General features: G+C 68.0%; 17 protein-coding genes. 14 read left to right on the top strand and 3 right to left on the bottom strand.

Features of this window, described 5'->3' with window-relative positions:
* Nucleotides 1-100 precede the first annotated feature (100 nt).
* Entirely contained in the window at nucleotides 101-940 is an 840-nt protein-coding gene (locus tag ACWESM_RS17570; RefSeq protein ID WP_355073162.1) for an HAD family hydrolase, read from the top strand.
* 373 nt (nucleotides 941-1,313) lie between these two features.
* Here the strand turns inward: ACWESM_RS17570 and ACWESM_RS17565 are convergent, their stop codons facing one another.
* Nucleotides 1,314-3,827 carry an N-acetylmuramoyl-L-alanine amidase gene (locus tag ACWESM_RS17565; RefSeq protein ID WP_452492593.1) on the bottom strand — a complete coding sequence of 838 codons (2,514 nt, stop codon included), beginning with the start codon at nucleotides 3,825-3,827 and terminating at the stop codon, nucleotides 1,314-1,316.
* A gap of 250 nt (nucleotides 3,828-4,077) precedes the next feature.
* On the opposite strand from ACWESM_RS17565, the gene ACWESM_RS17560 reads away from it, so the two are divergent.
* On the top strand, nucleotides 4,078-5,496 hold the full coding sequence (locus ACWESM_RS17560; RefSeq protein WP_452492591.1) for a SpoIID/LytB domain-containing protein: 1,419 nt from the start codon (nucleotides 4,078-4,080) through the stop codon (nucleotides 5,494-5,496).
* Between the two features lie 73 nt (nucleotides 5,497-5,569).
* On the opposite strand, the gene ACWESM_RS17555 is transcribed toward ACWESM_RS17560, so the two are convergent.
* A complete protein-coding gene (locus ACWESM_RS17555) occupies nucleotides 5,570-6,070 on the bottom strand; it encodes a MarR family winged helix-turn-helix transcriptional regulator (RefSeq protein WP_364432878.1) in 501 nt (166 codons plus the stop codon).
* A 104-nt stretch (nucleotides 6,071-6,174) separates the two neighbouring features.
* Between ACWESM_RS17555 and ACWESM_RS17550 the strand changes: the two genes are divergently transcribed.
* Nucleotides 6,175-7,152 (top strand): EamA family transporter, encoded by a 978-nt coding sequence (locus tag ACWESM_RS17550; protein ID WP_355073154.1) that lies wholly within the window; start codon nucleotides 6,175-6,177, stop codon nucleotides 7,150-7,152.
* Nucleotides 7,153-7,203: 51 nt separating this feature from the next.
* Nucleotides 7,204-7,962 carry a MerR family transcriptional regulator gene (locus ACWESM_RS17545; protein WP_364432882.1) on the top strand — a complete coding sequence of 253 codons (759 nt, stop codon included), beginning with the start codon at nucleotides 7,204-7,206 and terminating at the stop codon, nucleotides 7,960-7,962.
* Nucleotides 7,963-8,012: 50 nt separating this feature from the next.
* Here the strand turns inward: ACWESM_RS17545 and ACWESM_RS17540 are convergent, their stop codons facing one another.
* Nucleotides 8,013-8,645 carry a TetR/AcrR family transcriptional regulator gene (locus ACWESM_RS17540; protein ID WP_355073149.1) on the bottom strand — a complete coding sequence of 211 codons (633 nt, stop codon included), beginning with the start codon at nucleotides 8,643-8,645 and terminating at the stop codon, nucleotides 8,013-8,015.
* Between the two features lie 108 nt (nucleotides 8,646-8,753).
* On the opposite strand from ACWESM_RS17540, the gene ACWESM_RS17535 reads away from it, so the two are divergent.
* From ACWESM_RS17535 to ACWESM_RS17490, 10 genes are all read left to right on the top strand, one after another.
* Nucleotides 8,754-9,476, top strand: coding sequence for an SDR family NAD(P)-dependent oxidoreductase (locus ACWESM_RS17535; RefSeq protein ID WP_452492588.1), 723 nt, complete (start codon nucleotides 8,754-8,756; stop codon nucleotides 9,474-9,476).
* 244 nt (nucleotides 9,477-9,720) lie between these two features.
* Nucleotides 9,721-10,947, top strand: a complete 1,227-nt coding sequence (gene glf, locus ACWESM_RS17530) for a UDP-galactopyranose mutase (RefSeq protein ID WP_356963340.1) — start codon at nucleotides 9,721-9,723, stop codon at nucleotides 10,945-10,947.
* 7 nt (nucleotides 10,948-10,954) lie between these two features.
* Nucleotides 10,955-12,889 (top strand): glycosyltransferase, encoded by a 1,935-nt coding sequence (locus ACWESM_RS17525; RefSeq protein ID WP_356963503.1) that lies wholly within the window; start codon nucleotides 10,955-10,957, stop codon nucleotides 12,887-12,889.
* Between the two features lie 74 nt (nucleotides 12,890-12,963).
* Nucleotides 12,964-13,524, top strand: coding sequence for a phosphatase PAP2 family protein (locus ACWESM_RS17520; protein ID WP_355073744.1), 561 nt, complete (start codon nucleotides 12,964-12,966; stop codon nucleotides 13,522-13,524).
* A gap of 1 nt (nucleotide 13,525) precedes the next feature.
* Nucleotides 13,526-14,452: a decaprenyl-phosphate phosphoribosyltransferase gene (locus tag ACWESM_RS17515; protein WP_355073143.1), complete on the top strand. Its 927-nt coding sequence runs from the start codon at nucleotides 13,526-13,528 to the stop codon at nucleotides 14,450-14,452.
* Nucleotides 14,453-14,456: 4 nt separating this feature from the next.
* Entirely contained in the window at nucleotides 14,457-16,397 is a 1,941-nt protein-coding gene (gene zomB, locus ACWESM_RS17510; protein WP_364432994.1) for a flagellar motor control protein ZomB, read from the top strand.
* Between the two features lie 229 nt (nucleotides 16,398-16,626).
* On the top strand, nucleotides 16,627-17,694 hold the full coding sequence (locus ACWESM_RS17505) for an alpha/beta hydrolase (RefSeq protein WP_355073141.1): 1,068 nt from the start codon (nucleotides 16,627-16,629) through the stop codon (nucleotides 17,692-17,694).
* A 305-nt stretch (nucleotides 17,695-17,999) separates the two neighbouring features.
* Nucleotides 18,000-19,061, top strand: a complete 1,062-nt coding sequence (locus tag ACWESM_RS17500) for an alpha/beta hydrolase (protein ID WP_452492585.1) — start codon at nucleotides 18,000-18,002, stop codon at nucleotides 19,059-19,061.
* 883 nt (nucleotides 19,062-19,944) lie between these two features.
* Nucleotides 19,945-20,985 (top strand): alpha/beta hydrolase, encoded by a 1,041-nt coding sequence (locus ACWESM_RS17495; protein ID WP_364432897.1) that lies wholly within the window; start codon nucleotides 19,945-19,947, stop codon nucleotides 20,983-20,985.
* 222 nt (nucleotides 20,986-21,207) lie between these two features.
* Nucleotides 21,208-23,007 (top strand): alpha/beta hydrolase-fold protein, encoded by a 1,800-nt coding sequence (locus ACWESM_RS17490; RefSeq protein WP_452492583.1) that lies wholly within the window; start codon nucleotides 21,208-21,210, stop codon nucleotides 23,005-23,007.
* Nucleotides 23,008-23,501: the final 494 nt, after the last annotated feature.

The raw sequence follows: 23,501 nt of genomic DNA, 5'->3' as shown, positions 1-23,501 counted from the left end.
AAGGACGTGGTTCGCGGCGCGCGTGCCACACGACATCCGGGCATGTCCGGGGCACAGCCGAGCACGGTGGCCGGGCGCGGGCCGGAGGTTGTCCGGCAGGATGGAATGGGTGACGCCCCTGCACCTCCCCAAACCGAAGATGGTCGCCACCGATGTGGACGGCACGCTCATCGATCACGACGAGCGGGTGACCGCGCGGACGAAGGCGGCGGTGGGCGCCCTGATCGCCGACGGTGTGCCGTTCGTGCTGGCCACGGGCCGTCCACCACGCTGGATCGACCCGGTGGTGCAGGGGCTCGGGTACGCGCCGCTGTGCGTGTGCGGCAACGGCGCGGTGATCTACGACAGCGCCGCCGACCGGGTGCTGGTCAGCATGACGTTGGACGTGCCGACGCTCGCCTGGCTCGCCGACGTCGCCGAACGTGCCTTGCCGGGCTGCGGCCTCGCGGCCGAACGCGTCGGCGAGAGCGCGCACGACGCGGTGACGCCCCAGTTCGTCAGCTCGCCCCAGTACGAGCACGCCTGGCTCAATCCCGACGACACCTCGGTCGCCCGGGAGGAGGTCATCGACGCGCCCGCCATCAAGATGCTGATCCGGCTGCCGGGTGCGCGCAGCTCGGACATGCGCACGGTGCTCGCGCCGCTGATCGGCGAACGCGCCGACATCACCTACTCGACCGAGCACGGGCTCATCGAACTGTCCGCGCCCGGCATCACCAAGGCCGCGGGGCTGGCGGTGGTCGCCCAGCGGCTCGGCGTGGACGAATCGACCATCGTCGCGTTCGGCGACATGCCCAACGATGTCCCCATGCTGACCATGGCCGGCCACGGTGTCGCGATGCGCAACGCCCACCCCGAAGCCCTCGCCGCGGCCGACGAAATCGCCGAATCGAACACCGACGACGGAGTCGCGCGCGTCCTCGAGCGCTGGTGGGTGTGAGCTGTGTTTGTTTTTCCAGCGCCTGCGGCGCTGGGTGTTCGCGGCGGATGCTCGGTCTCGCTTCGCTCGGAAGACGTGGTTGAGGTTGGCTGGGCGCGCTGGTCTCCGACCTGGGGAAACGGTGCGCGCAGGGAACGCGGGGAAACGGTGCGCGCGGGGAAACGGTGCGCGCGGGGCGGGTCCGAGGGGGCCGACGGGGTGTTCGGGGCCATCTGGTGGCCGATTGGTTTGCCGGGGTCGAGTGACCGCGGCTTCGGCATGTCCGACCCACACGGCCATGGGTATGTGCCTGAAACGACTCGGAGCCCGCGCGGGGCGCGAGCTCCGAGAGGGGCAACTTGTCCGGGATCAATCCTCGGTGGTGGCGTCAGCCCTAAGGTGATCGCGGTGGAGCGGGGAACGCGGCTTCGGCTGGGGCCGGGCCGTGTGGCGGGTGTACGGCGGGGTGCTGTGGGGGTAGCTGTGGCGGACTGGTCGATGCCGGTGCGTCTGCCGGGGCCTGGGCGAGTGAGGTTCGTGCCGCGGGTGCCGGGCCGATCGACGGTGTGGGTGTAGCCGGGGCGGGGGTGCCGTTCTGGATCGGAGCGCTACCCGGAGCTGTGACGGCCGGAGCTCCGTTGGCCGGTGCGGGTGTAGCCGGGGCGGGGGTGCCGTTCTGGATCGGAGCGCTACCCGGAGCTGTGACGGCCGGAGCTCCGTTGGCCGGTGTGGGTGTAGCCGGGGCGGGGGTGCCGTTCTGGATCGGAGCGCTACCCGGAGCCGTGGTGGCCGGAGCTCCATTCGCCGGTGCGGCCGGAGCCGGGGGTTGGTGCGGGAGCGGGGCGCTCACCTGCGCCGCGACCGGGTTCCGGCTTACTTCCTCCTGGTAGGTGTCGTTGTAGGTCTTCCATATCGTCGTGACGATGCCGGTGAGCTGGTTGAGGATCAGCGAGCCGTGCTCGAAGTCGGCGCGCAGGCCGTCGGAGACCGGGTGAGCGTTGCGCAGGGGGAGTCCGAGCGCGCCCGTGTCGGCGCCGAGTTGCAGGAAGCGGTCCAGGATGGTGCCGAGCACCTCGACGACCTGTCCGTCCGCGGCGGTGTAGACGTAGCCGTTGGCGAACTTCGCGTACTGCCTGCCCTGCGCGGCGGGCAGCACGTCCGACCGCGCGGCGCCGAGCGGGCCGTTAGGTCCACCGGACTGCGACCAGTGCCTGGCGATGATGTTGTCCTGCACCATGTTCAGCAGCTTGGTGGTCAGCGCGGCGAGGCCCGCGACCTCGGATTCGCCGGGCGGAGCGCCCTGGCTGTCGTGCGTGCCGGAGGCGCCTGGCGTGCCTGCGGCGATGTCGCGGATCCGGTCCATCAGCGCGTACGCGGCGTCGCCGGGGCAGGTGGTGTTGCCGACGTCGCGATGTGCGAAGACGACCGGCAACCGCACCGCCTCACCCTCGGCGTACGAGGTGAAGGAGGTGCCCTCGGAGTACATCGTGGTGGAGCCTTTGGGATCGAGTCCGGCGATCTTGGTGCGCCAGCCGACGAAAGCGCCGATCGCCTGGATCGCCTCCTGTGTCGGTTGCTCGGACTCGTAGTTGCCCATCAGCGCGACGCCCGAGGTGTTCTCGTTGAACCCGCCCGCGTGCGCGCCCTGCACCGGGCGGTCGAGGCCGCCGAAGCGTCCCTCGAAGACCTGCCCGTACTTGTCGACGAGCGCGTTGTAGCCGATGTCGCACCAGCCCAACGTCTTCGCGTGATAGGTGTAGATCGCGCGGACGATGCCCGCCGACTCGGACTTGCTGTAGTCGTTGCGGCCCGCGGTGTGGTGCACCGTGACGCCGCCGAGGTGGTCGTCGTAGGTCGGCTGGTCGCAGCGGATGGATTCGTCGGCGCCCCATTGGGCGCGGGTGATCACGCTCGGTCCGCCGCCGGGCAGCGCGGCGGCGACGCTGTGCAGGTCGCCGTCGGCGGTGGCCCGACCGGGATCGATCAGCACGGCGGTCAGGTCCGCGGACTGCTGGGCCGGGTCGTCGGAACGCGCGGCGGGGTGCGGAGCCGGGTCGCCCGGTCGCGACTGGTCGTCCGCGATGGGTCCGGGCTGCGCCACCGGCTGGATCGTCGGAGCTGCTTGCTTACGGGTGACCAGGACCTGCACGGCGTTCGTGTTGCCGACGTAGATCGGTTCCGTGCCGTCGGTCGGGCCGGGACCGGAGTGATCGGTGCGGTAGGTGTCCACCGCCTCGGTGTCGTACCAGGGCCCCCAGGTGCCGTCGGGCTGGCGGGCGCGGATCGTGGCCGTGGTGTCCGCCAGTCGGCGCGCGGTGAGTGCGACCATGCTGAACGGGGTGTCGCTGGAGAGTTCCTTCACCTGCGCCCCCACCTGGCTCATCAGTTCGGGGGTCACCGCACCGGGAGACAACGCGGGGGTGTCGGGAGTGGTGCCGGGCTGGAGCCGGGCGGGATCGGCGATGAAGCGCACACTGCTCGTTGGCGCCCCGGAAATCGGCTGACCAGGGGAATTCGCGCTTTCGGACGTTTGACTCGGAGTGAATTCCGAACCGGAGGTTTGAACGGAATTCGAGCTGGGTAGTCGCATTCCTTCCGGTGGCTGCGCGCCCGGTGGCAGCGGCCCGTCCGGAATCGGAATGCCCGCGGCGCTCGGCAGCATGCGCAGGTCGGAAAGATGCAGATCAGGCAGGCTCAATCCGGTGAGTTCGCGCAGCGGCAACACGATATCGGGCGCGCGCGTGAGTGCGACCTCGGCGAGTCCGGCCGCGACGGCGGCCGGCTCGCTGTTGGTGGCGGTGCGGTAGTCGTTCGAATCGCTGAGCATGAGCGTGCCGAGCGGGGCGGCTACCGCGAGGGTGGTGACAACCGGTAGCACGTAGGAGCGTTTCGGTTTGCGGTACCGCACGAGCGTCTCCAATCAGGTCGTACCAGTGATCATGTGTGATTAAGGGTCACTTCCTGATGTATCAATGGTCACAATAGCCACATTTGTCACATGGCTAAACCTCTGGTTGAGGATTATGTGATTGCCTGAATGTAGCTCGATGATTGCTGGCGCGTCTGGAAAACGTGCGGAAAAGGTGGGGATCTACCGGATCTGTTAACCGTGGGAGTGAGCGGATGCATCGTAATACGCGTATGCGGAGATCAGAAAAATGCAGGTAAAGGCGATATCGACGAGCCAGGAGCTGGCCAGGCGGCCGCATCGGCGCGTGATCGGCCTCCTGGTGCGCACTTCCCTGTTGCTCATCGGATCCGGAGTGATCGCTGGAGCCCTCGCCGCGCTTCCGGCCCGGCCGGTCGACGCGCTGTATCGCCCGCTGGTCGGACCCGGGCACGGCCGCGGCTTGAGCCAGGTCGGCGCGTTCGAAAGCGCCCGAGCGGGGTGGGGGGCCGACCGCATTCTCGCGCACTACTATCCCGGCGCGACGCTCGGCGCCGTCGCGCCTACCCCGGTCCGGGTCCGCCTCACGGCACAGGACGGCTCCTCGCTCGACGCCTTCGCCGCCACCGGCCTGCGAGTGGCGGGCCGAGAGTTGCCGCCAGGCCAGGCCGCGCACCTCACGCCGCTGCCCGATGGCGGCGCGAATGTGGTGGTGACGGTCGGCTGCGACGGTGAGGTGCTGTGGCAGGCGCCGACCGATGACCCCTGGATTCATCCCATCGACGCACGTCCGAATCGCCCTGTGGCGGAACATCTCACGGTGTGCGGTGGTCCGTCGTACCGCGGCGCCCTCGGCGTCGCCCTCGAGGATGGCGCGGCCCGCACCATCAACCAGGTGGATGTCGAGGACTATCTACTCGGCGTGGTCCCGGCCGAGGTGCCACCCGACTGGGCGGACAAGGGAGCGGCCGAGGCGCTGCGTGCCCAGGCGATCGCGGCCCGCTCGTATGCCCTTGCCGAGCAGCGTTATCCGTACGCGCAGACGTGCGACACGACGGCCTGCCAGGAGTATCCCGGTACCGCGCGGGAGGACCCGCGGACGGCGGCCGCCGTCGCGGCCACGGCGGGCGCGGTACTGGTGCGCGAAGGCCGGATCCTGCGGACGGAGTACTCCGCCGCACCGGGCGGTGGGGAACCGGCGGATATCAACACCATGGACGTCGGGCCTGCGCCCGGGGAACTGCTCACCACCGCTCAGGCCGGCGATCCACGGACGCAGGCGGCGGTCACCGAGTCGGCGATCGATGCCGAGTACCGTCGTATCGGCGGTGCGAACAGTTCCCTCGGTGCGCCGGTCGGACCGCAGATGATCCTGCCGCAGCGTGCGGGGATCTACCGGATGTACACCAACGGCATGATCATCGTGACGCCCACGCTTGGCGCGCAGGTGGTGGACTATTCGCGCATGTTGCAGGTGGTGCCGGAAGTCGCTGGGGCGCAGCAGGTCCCGCCCAGCGCGCCTGGTGCCGCGCTTCGGCCCGAAGCGGGCGGTATGGCTCAGCCCGGCGCCGTCACGCCTGACGGTGGGGCACCAGCCATCGGTTCTCCGCCATCGGCCGGTGTGATGCCCCTCGGTCCGCCTGCGGAGACCGTGGGCATGCCTCCGGTCACTGGATCTCGGCCCGCTTGACCGCTGGCCTCTGCCGCGCCCTCTCGATGACGGGGTGCCGGTCCGGACGTCGTCGTGGTGTCCGGGCGGCTGCTCACTCCGGCGGCGTATCGCCGAGCGACTCGGCCAGTGTGCGCAGAAATCCGGCCAATTGCTCGCGGGAGGCGGCGTCGAGCGCCGCCAGCAGCCGCTGTTCGTTCGCCATGTGCTTGGGCAGCAGGTCGTCGATGAGGGTGCGGCCCTGCTCGGTGAGGTGGATCCGGACGGCCCTGCGATCCTCCGCGCACGGTTTGCGCACGACCAGTCCTTTGGTCTCCAGTCGGTCGATCCGGTTGGTGATGGCGCCGGAGGTCACCATGGCGACTTGGAGCAACGCGCCCGCGGTGAGTCCGTCTTCGGCGCCGGAGCGGCGCAGCGTCGCCAGCACGTCGAATTCCCAGAACTCCATGCCGAACTCGCCGAAGAACCGCTTCAGGTCCTGGTCGACCAGTCGCGCCAGGCGTTGGATCCGGCCCACGACGTGCATCGGCGAGACGTCGACGTCCGGGCGCTCGCGCTGCCACTGACGCCCGAACAGGTCCACCGCGTCGGACATGAGTCTCCTCTCTACGGGAATAATCTCAACGTTCATCTACTTGACGCTGAGGCAACTCGACGGGTAAGTATTTCAACGTTGAGATTATCAATGAGGAGTCAAGTATGACGACACGCACCGCGGGGCCCGCCGAGGCTTCGGTCGCGGCCACCCTGGCGCTCACCTCGCTCACCCCGATCGTCTGGGGTTCCACCTACGCCGTCACCACCGAGTTCCTGCCGCCGGACCGCCCGCTGTTCACCGCGCTCATGCGCGCCCTACCCGCTGGACTCGCGCTGCTCGCGATCACGCGAGTTCTCCCCCGCGGCCGGTGGATCGGCCGGGTGGCGGTGCTCGGCGCGCTCAATATCGGTGCGTTCTTCCCGCTGCTGTTCCTGGCCGCCTACCGGCTGCCAGGGGGCGTCGCGGGCGTGCTCGGCGCGGTCGCACCGGTGTTCGCGCTCGCCTTCGCGACCGTGGCTCTGAGCGAGAATCCCGGTGCGCGCAAGTTGTTCGCAGGGGTGGTCGGCGTCTTCGGCGTGGCGCTGGTCGTGCTGCGGGCCGACGCGCAACTCGACGTCGTCGGGGTGGTCGCGGGGTTGGCGGGCGCGGCGTCGATGGCGATGGGCACCGTTCTGACCAAGAAGTGGGGTCGACCGGACGGCGTCGGCCCGCTGACGCTCACCGGCTGGCAGCTGACCGCCGGTGGTCTCTTCATCGCTCCGCTCGCGCTGCTGGTGGAAGGCGCCCCGCCCGCGCTGGACGCGGAAGCGGTCGGCGGCTATCTGTACCTCGGCGTGATCGGGACCGCGGTGGCGTACTGGCTCTGGTTCCGCGGCATAGCGCGAGTGCCCGCCACCTCGGTGGCCTTCCTCGGATTGCTCAGCCCGGTGTCGGCCGCGGTGATCGGATGGGTCGTGCTCGGGCAAGCGCTCACCACGCTCCAGATGGCCGGCATGGCGATCGCGCTGGGCAGCACGCTGCTCGGCCAAGCGGTCGGCGCGCCGAAGGAACCGGTTCAGCCCGCGCCCGTTCCGGCTGGCGACTCCAGCGTTGCGCTGGGCACCGAAACCTCGCCGGAGAAGGTCTTGACTTTGACGTAACGTCAACTTGCAAGCTGGTTGCACCGACGAGAGCACGAGGGAAGACGGGTCGTGGGCGGCAAGGAGTGGTCCATCCAGGATCTGGCGAAGGCGGCCGGTACCACCAGTCGTACGCTGCGCCATTACGGGCAGTTGGGGCTGTTGCCGCCCAGCCGGATCGGAGCCAACGGTTACCGGTACTACGACCAGCACTCCCTCGTGCGGTTGCAACGCATCCTGCTGCTGCGTGACCTCGGCCTCGGCCTTCCGGTCATCGCCGAAGTCCTTGCCGGAGAGCAGGAAACCGCCGCCGCGTTGCGTACGCACCTGGAACTGCTCCGGCAGGAACAGGATCGGATCCGGCGGCAGATCGAGTCGGTGCGAACCACGCTGCACAAGACGGAAAGAGGTGAACAACTCGTGGCAGCAGAAGTTTTCGACGGCTTCGACCACACGAAGTACAAGGACGAGGTGATCGAACGCTGGGGCAAGGACGCCTACGAGAGCGGTGACCGCTGGTGGCGCTCGATGTCCGACGCGGACAAGAAGAACTTCCAGCAAACCCATCTCGACATCGCCGCCGACTACGGCCGAGCGCACGCCGACGGACTCGCGCCCGACGCCGACGAGGTGCAGGCCATCGTCCAGCGCCACTACGACTGGATCGGCATCGGCTGGCAGGGTCGCCCGGTGGTGCGAGAGGCGTTCGTCAACCTCGGCGAGATGTACGTCGCCGACCCGCGTTTCGCGGCGAACTACGACGTGCACGGCGCGGGCACCGCCGAGTTCGTGCGCGACGCGATGAAGGTCTACGCCGAGCAGCGGCTGTAGAGCACAACTCTCCGGCGGCCGGTACGCATGTGCGCGTACCGGCCGCCGGATCAACTTTCGTCGTCGCGGCCGAGCGCGTGCATCAATTGGTGCTCCGTGATCGGAGGCACCGGAAGCGGGTGGGCGGCCTCCGCGCGCAGGCCGTCGAGTATCAGACCGAGGTGGCGCCGCCAGGCTTCGGGGGCGATGTGACTGGTCGCCTCGACGATTCTGGTGTGTGACCAGGTGATGAAGGCGATGTCCTCGAGTACCCAGTCGGCGCGCAGCGCGCCGGCCTCCTGCGCGCGGGTGATGATCCGGCGCATCAGGCCGTGGCCGTATTCCTGGGCCTGCGCGATGGCAGGACTGGGCGCGGCCCGCACGGCGAGTTCGCTGAGCAGCCGGTCGGCGGCCTGTAAAGCGCACACCTGCTCCACCAGGTAGACGAACGACTCCCACGGGTCATCGATGGCGAGCGCGTTCTCGGCGATACGGCTGCCCGCTTCGATCCGGTCCTCGACCGCGGCCGCGATGAGGTCGTCGCGGGTCGGGAAGCGGTTGTAGAGCGTGCCGATGGCCACCCCGGCGCGGGCGGCGATCTCTTTCAGCGGCGCGTCGAGACCGCGTTCCTCGAAGACGGCGCGGGCGGCGGTCACGAGCGCGTCCCGATTGCGCTGGGCATCGCTGCGTAACGGCTTGTCCACGGGCCGATCCTACAAATCGGGCAACACGCATATGTTGAGCATTAGTTCAACTTAATGCTAGCGTCGACCGCATAACTTGAACCATGTCTCAACTTAACAGGAGTGGCAATGTCCAAGACCATCGCGATCTTCGGATACGGACCCGGCCTCGGCGTCGGCACAGCACGCCGATTCGGGCGCGAAGGCTTCCGGGTGGCCGTCATCGGCCGGGATCCCGAAAAGGCGCGGCGGCACGCGGAGGAGTTGACGGCCGAAGGCATCGAGGCCGCGGCCTTTCCCGCGGATGTCACCGTTGGCGCGCAGGTCACGGGGGTGATCGAGAAGATCGAGGCGACGTTCGGGCCGATCGACGCGGCCATGCACGGCGCGGCGGGCAACATGAGCGATCGCATCCCTGACACCCTGTCGGTGGACATCCCGTCCCTCGATGCGCCCATCGCGCTGAAGCTGCACTCGCCGATCCTGGTGACGCGCGCGCTCGCGCCGAAGATGGTGGAGCGAGGCGAAGGCGCGCTGCTGTTCTCCTCGGGTTCGTCCGAGCACTACGTGGCGCCCTATCTGGCCAACTTCGGCATCGCCCTGGCCGCGCAGCGCGGTTACCTGCGCCAGCTCGAGGTGGAATTGCGGGGTACCGGCGTCTACGTCGGCTTGCTCAACATCGGCGTGCTGATCGACGGCAGCAAAGCCGCGCAGATCATCGATGAGAATCCGGAAGTGATCCCGGCGGGCCTGGAGATCGTCCGTATGAGCGGCGACGAACTCGGCGATCACTATTGGCGGCTGTACACCGAGCGGGACAAGGTGGAGCTCGACGTAGGTTTCCCGGTCTGAGACCCGTCCCGAGAAGATCACTCGAGCGCGCACCGGCTCCGGCGGCCGGGAGCACCCGGAGCCGTGCGCGCTCATTGGGCCGCGGCAGTAAACAACCGGTCAGTTGCCAAAGAAGTCCATTTGGGCAAACATCCGGCGAAATACCGAGGTCAGGGAGGTGAAACCGGGTGCGGCGAGTGGTGTCGCTGAGCGCAGTTCCGACTCCACCCGGACGCGGCGGGGACTTCCGATACTCTGGGCTCCCGTGACCGTCGCATCGTCCCCGGGTACCTCCGTCCATTCCGCCTCACAGTTCGATCTGATCGTCGTCGGCTCCGGATTCTTCGGGCTGACCGTTGCCGAACGCGCCGCCTCCGTGCTGGGTAAACGGGTTCTGGTGATCGAACGGCGCCACCACATCGGTGGCAACGCCTACTCCGAGCCGGATCCGGAAACCGGGATCGAGATCCACAAGTACGGCGCGCACCTGTTCCACACGTCGAACAAGCGGGTGTGGGACTACGTCACCCAGTTCACCGAGTTCACCGGCTACCAGCACCGCGTCTTCGCGATGCACAAGGGACAGGCCTACCAGTTCCCGATGGGCCTCGGCCTGGTCTCCCAGTTCTTCGGCCGCTACTTCTCGCCGGAAGAGGCGCGCGCGCTGATCGCGGAGCAGGCCTCGGAGATCGAGACCAAGGACGCGCAGAACCTCGAGGAGAAGGCCATCTCGCTGATCGGCCGCCCGCTCTACGAGGCGTTCGTCCGCGACTACACCGCCAAACAGTGGCAGACCGACCCGAAGGAACTGCCCGCGGGCAACATCACCCGCCTCCCGGTCCGCTACACCTTCGACAACCGCTACTTCAACGACACCTACGAGGGCCTGCCCCGCGAGGGCTACACGAAGTGGCTGGAGAACATGGCCGCCTCCGACCTGATCGAGGTGCGCTTGAACACCGACTGGTTCGAAGTGCGCGAGCAGTTGCGCGCCGAAAGCCCGGACGCGCCGGTCGTCTACACCGGCCCGCTGGACCGCTACTTCGACTACAGCGAAGGCGAGCTGGGCTGGCGCACCATCGATTTCGAGACCGAGGTGCTGCCGCTCGGCGACTTCCAGGGCACCTCGGTGATGAACTACAACGACGCGGACGTTCCCTACACCCGCATCATCGAGCCGCGCCACTTCCACCCCGAGCGCGAGTACCCCACCGACAAGACGGTGATCATGCGGGAGTACTCCCGATTCGCGCAGACCGGCGACGAGCCGTACTACCCGATCAACACACCGGAGGACCGGGCGAAACTGCTGGCCTACCGGGAGCTGGCCAAGCAGGAGACCGCCACGGCGAAGGTCGTCTTCGGCGGCCGTCTCGGCACCTACCAGTACCTGGACATGCACATGGCGATCGGCAGCGCGCTGAGCACGTTCGACAACGTGCTGCACCCGCATCTGGCGGATGGTGCGCCGCTCGTGGACCAGGAGGCTTAGGAGCGGAATGACCTCCCAATCCATTTTGGAAGACATGACCACCGAGACCCGCGCCAAGTCGCTGTTGCAGCGCATCATCCTGCCGCGGCCGGGCGAGCCGCTGGACGTGCGCACGCTCTACGTCGAGGAGTCGCAGACCAACGCCAGGCGCGCGCACGCGACCACCCGCACGTCGCTGTCGATCGGCGCGGAGTCCGAGGTCTCCTTCTGCACGTACTTCAACGCCCTGCCCGCGAGCTACTGGCGGCGCTGGAGCATCCTGTCTTCGGTGGTGCTGCGGCTGGAACTGGCCGGTCACGGCCGGGTGGACGTGTACCGATCCAAGGCCGACGGCTCGCGAATCCACGTGCAGGGCAAGGAATTCGCGGTCGCGACCGGCGCCGACTCGGTGGTCGTCGAATTCGAGACCGACCTGGGCCCGTTCGAGGACGGCGGCTGGATCTGGTTCGACATCACCACCGACACGGCGGTCACGCTGCTGTCGGGCGGCTGGTACGCGCCGATCGAGGCGCCCGGAGAGGGCAGCATCGCGGTCGGCATGCCCACCTTCAACCGGCCCACCGACGCGGTGAAGACGCTCGCCGCACTCGGCTCCGACCCGCTGGTGCTGGAGAAGATCGCGGCCGTCATCATCCCGGACCAGGGCACGAAGAAGGTCGTCGACGAGCCCGGCTTCACGGAATCGGCGGCCGCGCTCGGGGATCGCCTTTCCATCCACGACCAGCCCAACCTCGGCGGGTCCGGCGGCTACAGCCGGGTCATGTACGAGGCACTGAAGACCACCGACGCCGAGTACATCGTCTACATGGACGACGACATCGAGATCGAGCCGGATTCCATCCTGCGCGCGCTGGCCTTCGCCCGCTTCGCGAAGTCGCCGGTGCTGGTCGGCGGCCAGATGCTCAACCTGCAGGAGCGCTCGCACCTGCACGTCATGGGCGAAGTGGTCGATCGCGGCATCTTCATGTGGACCGCGGCGCCGAACGTCGAGTACGACCACGATTTCTCGAAGTACCCGCTCAAGGACCGGGACAACTCGAAGCTGTTGCACCGGCGCATCGACGTCGACTTCAACGGTTGGTGGACCTGTGTCATCCCGCGGCGCGTCGCCGAGGAGCTCGGCCAGCCGCTTCCGCTGTTCCTGAAGTGGGACGACGCGGAGTACGGCTTGCGTGCTCGCGCGGCCGGGTACCCGACCGTCACGCTGCCCGGCGCGGCGGTGTGGCACATGGCCTGGAGCGACAAGGACGACGCCATCGACTGGCAGGCGTACTTCCACTTGCGCAATCGCCTGGTCGTCGCCTCGCTGCACCTGCCGGGCAACGGGCGCGGCATGGTCGTCAACACGATCAAGGCGACGCTGAAGCATTTGCTGTGCCTGGAGTACTCGACGGTCGCGATCCAGAACCTCGCCATCCGCGATTTCCTCGCAGGCCCGGAACGGCTGTTCCAGCTACTGCCCAGCGCTCTGGGGGCGGTGCACGAGCTGCGCAAGCAGTATCCGGACGCGGTGATCCTGCCCTCGTCCACCGAACTGCCGCTGGCCAGCCACATCGGCGTCGGGGCGGTCGGTGAGCCGGCCAATCCGATCGCCAAGGTGGCTCGGCTGGCCAAGGGCGTGGTGCACAACTTCCGCTCCGCGCGCACCGAACACCACGAGACCCCGCAGCTGAACGTGCCGACGCTGGACGCGCGCTGGTTCCTGCTCTCGCAGGTCGACGGCGTCACCGTCACCACGGCCGACGGCCGCGGCGTCGTCTACCGCAAGCGCGACCCCCGCCAGGCGCTCGGCCTGTTCAAGGAAGCCATGCGCCTGCGCAAGGAGCTGGCCGCCCGTTTCCCGGAGATGCAGCAGCGCTACCGCGCCGCCCACCCGCAGCTGACCAGCACCGCGGCGTGGGAGAAGGTCTTCGGCATCGACACGAAGGATGAGCAGCAGTGAGTCTCGGAGCGAGCGCCGCCGACGACGCGGCGGTGCAGCCGCCGCTGCACAGCGCCAACGGTCACGGTGGCCCGGTGTCCGCGCACCCCGCGCCTGCCGGGCAGGCGCCGCCGGAGGTCGCGATCATCAACGCGGTGCAGGCCACCCTCGGTAGCAAGCCCGCCGTGGTGTCCGCCGCGCGTGGCCTGTCGCACTTCGGCGAGCACGCGCTCGGCTGGGTCGGCATCGCCGCCGCAGGCTGGCTGGTGGACAAGCCGCGGCGCAGACAATGGGCCGGGGTCGCGGTCGGCGCGGTCGGCGCGCACGCGGCCTCGATCGTCATCAAGCGCGTCGTTCGCCGTCCGCGCCCGAACGATCCGTCGGTGCAGGTCAACGTGGGGACGCCGAGCAAACTCAGTTTCCCGTCCTCGCATGCGACCTCGACGACGGCAGCGGCCGTGTTGCTCGGCAGATTGACCGGGCTACCCTTGCCTGCGGTGCTCGTCCCCCCGATGCTGCTTTCGCGGGTGGTCCTCGGGGTGCACTACCCCACCGACGTGCTCGCCGGTTCCGCGCTCGGCGCCGCGTCCGCCGCCGCCCTGCTCGCCGCCGAAAAGAGACTCGACAATGACCGCACAAGAAAGAGCCTTCGTTGACATGAGTGAAGAGCCGACCGGCGCCGACCTGGCCGAGGCGGTAGTCAAGGGCCCGCCCAAGACGCTGGCCGGCGGTCTGTTCAAGGCAGTCCGTCCGCGGCAGTGGGTCAAGAACGTATTGGTGCTCGCCGCTCCGCTGGCCGCGGGCACGGCGACCAACGTGGACGTGCTCGCGCACGTCGGCATCGCCTTCGTGGTGTTCTGCATGGCGGCATCGGGCATCTACCTGGTGAACGACGCGCTCGACGTGGAGGCCGACCGGGCGCATCCGACCAAGCGGTTCCGGCCGATCGCCGCGGGCGTCGTCCCGGTGAACCTGGCCTACCTGCTGTCGGCATTGCTGCTGGCCGGGTCGATCGCGGGCTCGTTCCTCGCCTCGTGGCATCTCGCCGTGGTGATGACGGTCTACATCGGCATCCAGCTGGCCTACTGCTTCGGACTCAAGCATCAAGCCGTGCTGGACATCTGCATCGTGTCCTCCGGCTTCCTGCTGCGCGCGGTCGCCGGTGGCGCGGCGGCCGACATCGAGCTGTCGCAGTGGTTCCTGTTGATCATGGCCTTCGGCTCGCTGTTCATGGCGGCGGGCAAGCGCTACGCGGAGCTGCAGATCGCGCTGGGCACCGGCGCCAAGATCCGCAAGTCGCTGGAGTACTACACGCCCACCTACCTGCGCTTCATCTGGACGCTGGCCGCGACGGCGGTGGTGGTTTTCTACGGGCTGTGGGCGTTCCAGCAGGACGGCATCAAGGACACCAACTGGTTCGCGATCTCGATGGTCCCGTTTACCATCGCAATCCTGCGTTACGCGGTCGACGTCGATGGGGGCGAGGCCGGGGAGCCGGAAGAGATCGCGCTGGGGGACCGCGTCCTGCAGTTCCTCGCAATCGCCTGGATCGGAGCGGTAGGTGTCGCTGTCTATCTCACCTGACGAGATGCTGGTGGCGGAGCGAACGGAATACGCGGCGGAGCGGTCGGCCGATGAGTCGTCCGGCTCCGCGTCGCGGTTCGCGCGTCTGTCCAAAGCCACGTTCGTCGGTGGGATCACGCTCACCGTTGTTCTTTTCGCGGTCGGGGGCTGGCAGCGGCGGTGGATCGCCGACGACGGTCTCATCGTGTTGCGCACGGTGCGCAACCTGCTGGCGGGCAACGGCCCCGTCTTCAACGAGGGCGAGCGCGTCGAAACCAACACCAGCACCGCGTGGACCTACCTGGTCTGGTTCTTCAGCTGGCTGACCCAGGCGCGGCTCGAGTACGTGGTGCTCGGCGTCGCGCTCACCGTCTCGCTGGCCGCGGTCGTGTTCGCCATGCTCGGCTCGGCGCGCCTGTGGGGCGGGACCCGCACCGGGCTGTTGCTGCCCGCGGGCGTGCTGGTCTACATCGCACTGCCCCCGGCCCGCGACTACGCCACCTCGGGTCTGGAAAGCGGCTTGGTGATCTGCTGGATCGGCCTGCTGTGGTGGCAGTTGATGCGCTGGAGCCAGGCCAAGTCGGTGCGCCTGCCCGGCCTGCTCGGACTGGTCTTCCTCGCCGGGCTGGCCCCCCTGATCCGGCCCGAGATGACCTTGGTCGGCGCGCTCGCGCTGCTGATGATCTTCTGCGCGCCCATGCCCGAGAGCAGGCTGCGGCCGATCGTGCTGCGCGCGGTGATCGTCGCGGTGGCCGGACTGGTGCCGCTGGGCTACCAGATCTGGCGGATGGGCTACTACGGCCTGCCCTACCCGAACACCGCCGTCGCGAAGGACGCGGGCGGCGCCAAGTGGGGGCAGGGCTTCACCTACCTCTGGGACCTCGTCGGTCCGTACTTCCTGTGGGCGCCGCTGCTGGTATTGCTGATCGCCGGTGTGCTCGCCGCTCGCACGGGTGCGACTCGGAACGCGCGTGCCGAAAACGAAGACGCGCGTGGCTGGTCGATCGGCCGGATCCGGGAGTGGTTGCGCTCGCCGGGCGCTGTGGTCGCTTCGGTTCTGGCCAGCGGGTTCCTCCTGACCATCTACGCGCTTCGGGTCGGCGGCGACTTCATGCACGGCCGAATGCTGTTGCCCCAGCTGTTCCTGTTCCTGCTCCCGGTCGCGGTCATTCCGATCCGGGCGCCGCAGGGCGGTGTGCGCGCGGCCACCGCCGCCGACTGGTCCTACGCGGCGCTGGCGGTGGCATTCGTCGGCGTCGCGGGGTGGGCGCTGTTCGCGGCGAACACCACCGCGATCAAGACCGGCACCAAGATCACTTCGACCGGAATCGTCGACGAGCGCGTCTACTACGTGCTCAACACCGGGCACGACCACCCGATCCTGGCCGAGGACTACTTGGACTACCCGCGCATCCGCGCGATGGTCAACGACATCACCGGCACTCCGGACGGCGGTCTGCTGCTCAACTCGCCGTCGTTCATGTTCTGGTACATCGCTCCGCCGCCCCAGCCGATTCCGGACGGCGGCGCCGGGCACACGGTCTACTTCCTGAATCTCGGCATGACCAGCATGAACGTTCCGCTGGACGTGCCCGTGATCGATCCGATGGGTCTGGCCTACCCGTTGGCCGCGCACACCGACCGGCTCACCGACGGCCGGATCGGCCACGACAAGAGCCTGTACCCGGACTGGGTAGTCGTCGATACCGGCATGGTGGACAAGAAACCGTGGATGCCCTGGTACCTGGACGAGAAGTGGGTCGCCCAGGCGCGCACCGCGATGTCCTGCCCGGACACCCAGGCGTTGTTGATCTCCTACCGCGATCCGCTCACCTTCGAGCGTTTCCGGCACAACCTGCGCAACGCGTTGCGGTTCGCGAAGTACCGCATCGATCGCGTCCCGAAGTACGAGATCCAGCGGTGCGGACTGGTCGATCCCTTCCCGCAACCGGTCGCGCAGCGCTGATCCCGTGAATCACATTGGGCCCATCGGGCACGGTGGGCCCAATGGCCCCATCGTGCGAGGTAGATAAAGTGGCGTACGCCGCTTTATCTCTTTTTGGTAACGCCACCGTGTCGATACCGATATACGCTACGACCGTATGCCCGGCCTGGCGTCCACCGGTCGTGGGCATCGACGGGTTACCGTGTGGACGGCTTGCCGCTGTCGCTGTGCAAACGAAAGGTTCAAACTGATGCGAGGCGTGATCGGGCGTCGTCTTAATTCTCGAAGAGCGGGTTCCTGGCTCAAGCGGTCCATGCTGGTTTCGCTGGCAGTTCTGCTACCGCTCGGGGTGTCGGTGGCAGGCCCTGCCGCCCCGGCGTCCGCCGCGTTCAATCCGGATGGCATGGATTTCTGGGTCGACTCCGAAATGGGGCCGATCAAGTCGCGCATCTTCCGCGCCGCCGATGGCAACACCGGCCGCGTGGTGTACGCGCTGGACGGCATGCGGGCGCGCAACGACCTCAGTGGCTGGGAGATCGATACCGAGGTCGCGCGCGAGCTGACCAAGTGGAACATCAACGTGGTCATGCCGGTCGGCGGCCAGTCCAGCTTCTATGCCGACTGGAACGGCCCGAGCGACTTCTTCGGCCTCGGCAGCGCGGGCTCGTCCTCCACCGGTTCGGCGAACTCCGGCTCCGGCCTGCTGACCGGTTCCGCTGGCGGACCGGGCAAGACCAGCACTTACAAGTGGGAAACCTTCCTCACCAACAACCTTCGCTGGGCGCTGCGCGACCGCCTCGGGTTCAACCCGAACGGCAACGGCATCTTCGGTCTCTCCATGGGCGGCAGCGCCGCGCTCACTCTCGCGGCCTACCACCCCGACCAGTTCCGTTACGCCGGTTCGTACTCCGGGTACCTGAACATCTCCGCGCCGGGTATGCGTGAGGCGCTGCGCGTGGCGATGCTGGACGCAGGCGGCTACAACATCGACGCGATGGCGCCGCCGTGGGGCCCGCAGTGGCTGCGGATGGACCCGTTCGTGTTCGCGCCGCGACTGAAGGCGAACAACACTCGCCTGTGGGTCTCCGCCGGTAGCGGTCTGCCCAGCGGGGCGGACGGCATCAGCTTCAACACGCTCAACGCGATGGGTCTGGAAACGCTGGCCCTGGCCAACACCCGCGCCTTCCAGGTTCGCATGCTCACCCTGGGCGCGAACAATGTCACCTACGACTTCCCGGCCGTGGGTGTGCACAACTGGAACTACTGGGCCGATGAGGTCTATCGGATGATCCCGGATCTGTCCGCGAACATCGGGTAGTAACCCGGCCATAGCGAGGAAAGGCCGTTTCGCGCCATCGGCGCGGAGCGGCCTTTCGGCGTTTACCCGGGCGTCCGCGGGTACTTCGGCAACGAATACGAAGAGAAAACGGCTTCGGTAGTTGTGGTCTGGATCACCATCCAGCAACATGAAGGCATTCGTTTCCAATTGATACCCGAACAGCATGCATCAAGGTCGATTCGTCCGGTTTCTTGGTGGACGTCTCGTCCTGGTGCCCGACGAGGGGCCGGTTGGGATTGCTAATAGTTTGCCAGACCGGGTCGCCTGAGGGAAAGGTCGATGTGATGCGTAGTGCGCGCGGGAAGCGCTGGCCCCAGAGGCCCCGAGTAGCCGGTTCGTGGTTGCGGCGGTCCGCCCTCGGCATCGCCGCGGCGATGCTGCTGCCGCTCGGGGCGACCGTCGCGGGCGTGGGCGCCACGGCGTCGGCGGCGTTCGACCCCGCGGCCTTCGATTTCTGGGTCGATTCCGGCATGGGTCCGATCAAGACCCGGATCCTGCGTGCCGCCGACGGCAACACCAATCGCGTCGCCTATGTGCTGGACGGCATGCGGGCGCCGGAGACGCTGAACGGCTGGGAAATCGAGACCAACATCCCGCAAGTCCTGGCGAGCCAGAACGTCAACGTGGTCATGCCGGTCGGTGGCATGTCGAGCTTCTATGCCGACTGGATCGCGCCGAGCGAGTTCTTCGGCGTCCCGGCGGGCGCGGGCTCCAGCACCGGTTCCGGCGGGCTGGACGGGTTCGCGGGCGGGCCCGGCAAGAGCTACCGGTATCAGTGGGAGACCTTCCTGACCAACAACCTGCGCTGGGCGCTGCGCGATCGGCTGGGGTTCAACCCCAACCGCAACGGCGCCTTCGGCTTGTCGATGGGCGGTAGCGCGGCGCTCACCCTGGCGGCCTACCACCCGGACCAGTTCAGCTTCGCGGGGTCGTTCTCCGGCTATTTGAACAACTCGGCGCCGGGTATGCGGGAGGCCATCCGCGCCGCCATGCTGGACGCGGGCGGCTACAACGTCGACGCGATGGCGCCGCCGTGGAGCCCGCAGTGGCTGCGGATGGACCCCTTCGTGTTCGCGCCCAACCTGATCCGCAACGGCACCCGCCTGTGGATCGCCGCGGCCAGCGGACTGCCCTCGGCCGGCGACCCGCCGAGCTTCGGCACCCTCAACGGCATGGGCCTGGAAAGCCTGGCGCTGGCGAACACTCGCGCGTTCCAGGTCCGGATGGCGACCTTGGGTGGCGGCAACGCCGTCTACTCCTTCCCGCCGTTCGGTATTCACGCCTGGAACAACTGGGCTGACGAGGCCATGCGAATGATCCCGGATATGTCGGCGAACATCGGCTGAATCCTTTGGCGGCGCCTGCGGCGCCGCGTGTTCGCGGCCCCCTATGGCTCGCGTCAGAGCGGACGAGACTCGCGCCTGCGGCGCATGCGCTTCGTCCACTCTGGCGCGAGCCGGGCCGCGAACGGCGCTCGTAAGACTCACACCCGGGGGGGTCAGTGTGTGGGAAACTTGCGCTTTCTGGTGTGCGGGGGGATTGGCGGGGGCATTTGTTCGCGGTTTGTGCAGTTGTCTTCCTGGCCGTTGGGGGCTGCGTAGTGGCCGTTTTGAACAGGGAGGCGTTCTCGGGGCCGCCAGCTTGGGGGAGTGGGGGTAGGTAGTAGGGGGTTATGCGGGGGCGGCGCGGGGGAAGTCCGGGCATCCGACCCAATGTTTGCTGCATGATCGCTGTAGTGTGGTCAACGGTGCTCGGGGCTATTTGCCCGAAGTTGCATCTGTGGCTATCACGGCAGATCTCGGTTCCGATCACGGTTCGGTCACTGGTCTGGGTGGCCTCTGCCTCGTTGCTCGGAGGCGCCGAGGGCCTGCGGGGAGGCCGCTGGAGGTGTCGGGATTGCGAAGATCTCGGGTCGGTGACAGTTCCCGCCAGGAGCGCGAATATCTTGCGTTCCAACACGACATCACCGCGAGAACGCGATAAGGTCACCGCACCATTACCTTGCGTGAACGGATGGATTTCGGCCAGTGGAAAGCCCCGGATCTTGCTAAAGCGGGGGGCGTCGAATATCGTCCAGCGAGCGCAAGTGTGACCAGATCGTTGTAGCGCCGTCATGGGTATCGGATTGTCGGGACCATGTCCGTGACGCGCGTCTCGTTGGCAACACGGGTGCCGCTTCGCCCCTCGGGCGGCGAGTGGCACCACAACAGCAGAAAGAGAGCAGGATTCATGCGTTTCGGCAGGGCGGCCGCGCCGAAGAGAACACAGTCGGGACGGCGAGGCGCGGCTCGCGGTTGGCGTAATCGAATTCTGGCTGTCGGTGCCGCCGCGCTGGCGCTACCGATCGCCGCAGGCCTGGCAACCCCGACTCTCGCCGCAGCGGCGCCGTCGGTGCACACGCCGGTGTTGCGGGCGCCCGCGGGCGGCTTCGAGGACCTGATGGTCCCGTCCAGCATGGGCCCGATCAAGGTGCAGGTGCAGTGGGCCGCACGCGGCGGCAACGCGGCGCTGTACCTGCTCGACGGTCTGCGCGCCCGCGACGACCGCAACGCCTGGACGTTCGAGACCAACGCGCTGCAGCAGTTCGGCAACGACAACATCACTCTGGTGATGCCGGTCGGTGGCCAGTCCAGCTTCTACACCGACTGGTACGCGCCGTCGAACACCAACGGCCAGAAGACCACCTACAAGTGGGAGACCTTCCTCACCAAGGAGCTGCCCGCCTTCCTGGAGGGCTACGGCGTCTCGCGCACCAACAACGCGGTCGTCGGCCTGTCCATGGGCGGTAGCGCGGCGCTGGCTCTCGCGGCCTACCACCGCGACCAGTTCAAGTTCGCCGCCTCCTACTCGGGCTACCTGAACATCTCCGCGCCGGGTATGCGTGAGGCGATCCGCATCGCGATGTTGGACGCGGGCCGCTACAACGTCGACGCGATGGCCGCGCCGTGGAGCTCGCAGTGGCTGCGGATGGACCCGTTCGTCTTCGCGCCGCAGCTGCGCGGCCTGCCGATGTACATCTCGGCCGCCAGCGGCCTGCCGGGTCAGTACGACCAGCCGAACTCGGCGGTCGGCGTGTTCAACACCGGCAACGGGATGGCGCTGGAGGCCCTGTCGCTGGTGAACACCCGCGCGTTCCAGGCCCGCCTGAACTCGCTGGGTATCCCGGCCCGGTTCGACTTCCCGGCCGCGGGCACCCACTCCTGGAAGTACTGGGAGGGCGAGCTGTTCGCCTCGCGCAACATGATCCTGGACGCCACCGGCGCCTGGTGATCTGATCCACCTCGTCGCATTCAGGCCGCACCGATTCGGTGCGGCCTGAATTGCGTTCGGGGGCAGCTATGATCGCGTGACAGCGAACATTGTTTGCTGTGCAGCGCGTGTCTCCCGTAAACGTCGCTATAACGGGAGTACAAAGCTTTTGTGGCAGGGATTACACGCGGTAGCTGTGGCATACGCGGGCGTCTCGTCGCGCGTTCGGCACGCGAGCGGCTCATGCTGGTCGCCGCCACGATGGTGATCCCGCTAGCCGCGAGCGTGTCCGTCGAGGCTCCCGCCGTCGCGGAGCCAGCGGCGGCCGTGGCCGCGCCCGCGCTGGAGAAGGTGCAGTGGCTCAGCGACCGTCGCGTCGCGCTGTGGGTGACCTCGCCGTCCATGGGAGTGCCGATCCAGGTCCAGTTGCTGCTGGCCAGAGACTGGAACGCCCACCCGGAGGCCAGATTCCCCGTCCTGTTCCTGCTCGACGGTCTGCGCGCGACCGACGACGAGAGCGGCTGGACGAAGGAGGCGGGGGCGGTCGATTTCTTCGCCGACAAGAACGTCACCGTGGTGCTGCCGGTGGGTGGGCAGGCCAGCTTCTACGCCGACTGGCTCCAGCCGGACAACGGCCGTACCTACAAGTGGGAGACTTTTCTCACCAAGGAGCTTCCGCCGCTGCTGGAGAGTCATTGGCGTGCGACACCCGTGCGGGGCGTGGAAGGCCTCTCGATGGGTGGCACGGCCGCGATGTTCCTCGCCGCCCGCAATCCGGGCTTCGTACGGCACGCCGCGTCGTATTCGGGCTTCCTGACCACGACGACGCTGGGCATGCCGCAGGCCATCGAGTTCGCCATGCGGGATGCGGGCGGCTTCGACTCCGCCGCCATGTGGGGCAGGCAGACGGACCCGGAGTGGGAGGCGCACGACCCGTACGTGCTGGCCGACAAGCTGCGAGGAGTCAGTCTCTACGTCTCCAGCGGCAGCGGCGCGATCGGTCCCTATGACCACGCCCTCGGCATTCCTGGGGTGAGCACCAACATCGCGGGCATGGGATTGGAGATCCTCTCCCGGCTCACTTCGCAGAACTTCGTGACCAAGCTGTCCAAGCTGGCCATTCCCGCGCAGGTGAACTATCGCCCGTCCGGCACCCATTCCTGGCCGTACTGGGACTTCGAGATGCGTCAGTCCTGGACCCAGGCCGCGTCCGCGCTCGGTGTCGATCAGGGCAAGCCCGCCTGTCAGCCGGGCGGCGCGATCGGCCCGGTAGCAGCCGCGGCGGGCTGGCTCGGTGACTGCCTCACCGGGGAGTACGCCGTGGCAGGAGGCACCGCGCAGGACTTCAAGGGCGGCCGGGTGTTCTTCACGCCGGACAGTGGCGCTTACCCGGTCGGCGGTGTGATCGCGCCCGGTTACCAGGCGGCGGGAGGACCTACCGGACCGCTCGGGCTGCCGACGGGCGAGGAACGCGCGCTGGAGGACGGCCGCGGCCGGTTCCAGGCCTTCCAGCACGGCGCGCTGTACTGGACGCCGCAGACCGGAGCTCAAATGGTGCGTGGCGCAATTTACGACGAGTGGGGCAAGCAGGGGTTCGAACGCGGTCCCGCCGGTTACCCGACAGCGCCGGAGGCCAAGACACCGAGTCGCGACGGCGCCGTGCAAGCCTTCGAGAACGGTCCGTTCTACTACAGCCAGGCCACCGGCGTACACCGCGTCCAAGGCCTGATCCTCGGCAAGTACGCCCAGCTGGGCTTCGAGAACAGTCCGCTCGGCTTCCCGGTCGCCGAAGAGCAGACGGTGAAGGACGCGGGCCGCTTCAGCCGATTCGAAGGCGGGACCATCTACTGGAGCCCGATGTCCGGCGCTTGGGCGGTCCGCAACGGCCCGATACTGGATGCTTGGCGCGACGCCGGCTACGAGAACGGCAAACTCGGCTTCCCCACTGGCGACGAGTTCCCCATCTCCGACGGCGTGCAGCAGAACTTCCAGGGAGGTTTCATCACGCTGCGCGACGGCAAACCGGAACTGCACGCGCTTTGAGTGCGACCGGTGCACGGCAGCCCGCGCGCTCTCACCCGACCTGCCCGACCCGCGCCACGTGTTAGCGGATGCGCCTGCGGTCAGGTCGTGCGCGGCTTCCGGATCGACCGCACGAATGGGTTGCCGGTCCCGGCTCGGTCAGCGCAGCGCACACAGTGTTCGCTCCGCTGTCGTCGGCGGGTGGACCATCACCCGCCTTGCGACCTGTGTCGGCCGCATCGGCAGCTGCCGCGAGTGCGCCACCTGGTTCGGTTCGGCCAGTTCGGCGGCTACGGCGTCGCCCGCCCGGCCAGATGGAAGTTGTGCGTCGGGCCTTGGCCAAGTGCCGGGAAGCATGCATCGGTTGGTGAGCTGACATGTATACGAGCACGTCGGCGCAGCTCCCGGTTTCGAGCGAAGCGAGACCGAGCATGCGCCGTTCGCGGCCCGGCTCGCGTCCGAGCGGCCGCCGCGTCCGCGACGAAGTCGCCAGCGGCGGTCGCTCGGACGCGAGC

The organism is Nocardia sp. NPDC003999 (assembly GCF_053604885.1).
Note: the sequence above shows the minus strand (reverse complement) of the source record. Positions and strands in the feature narration are given on the sequence as shown.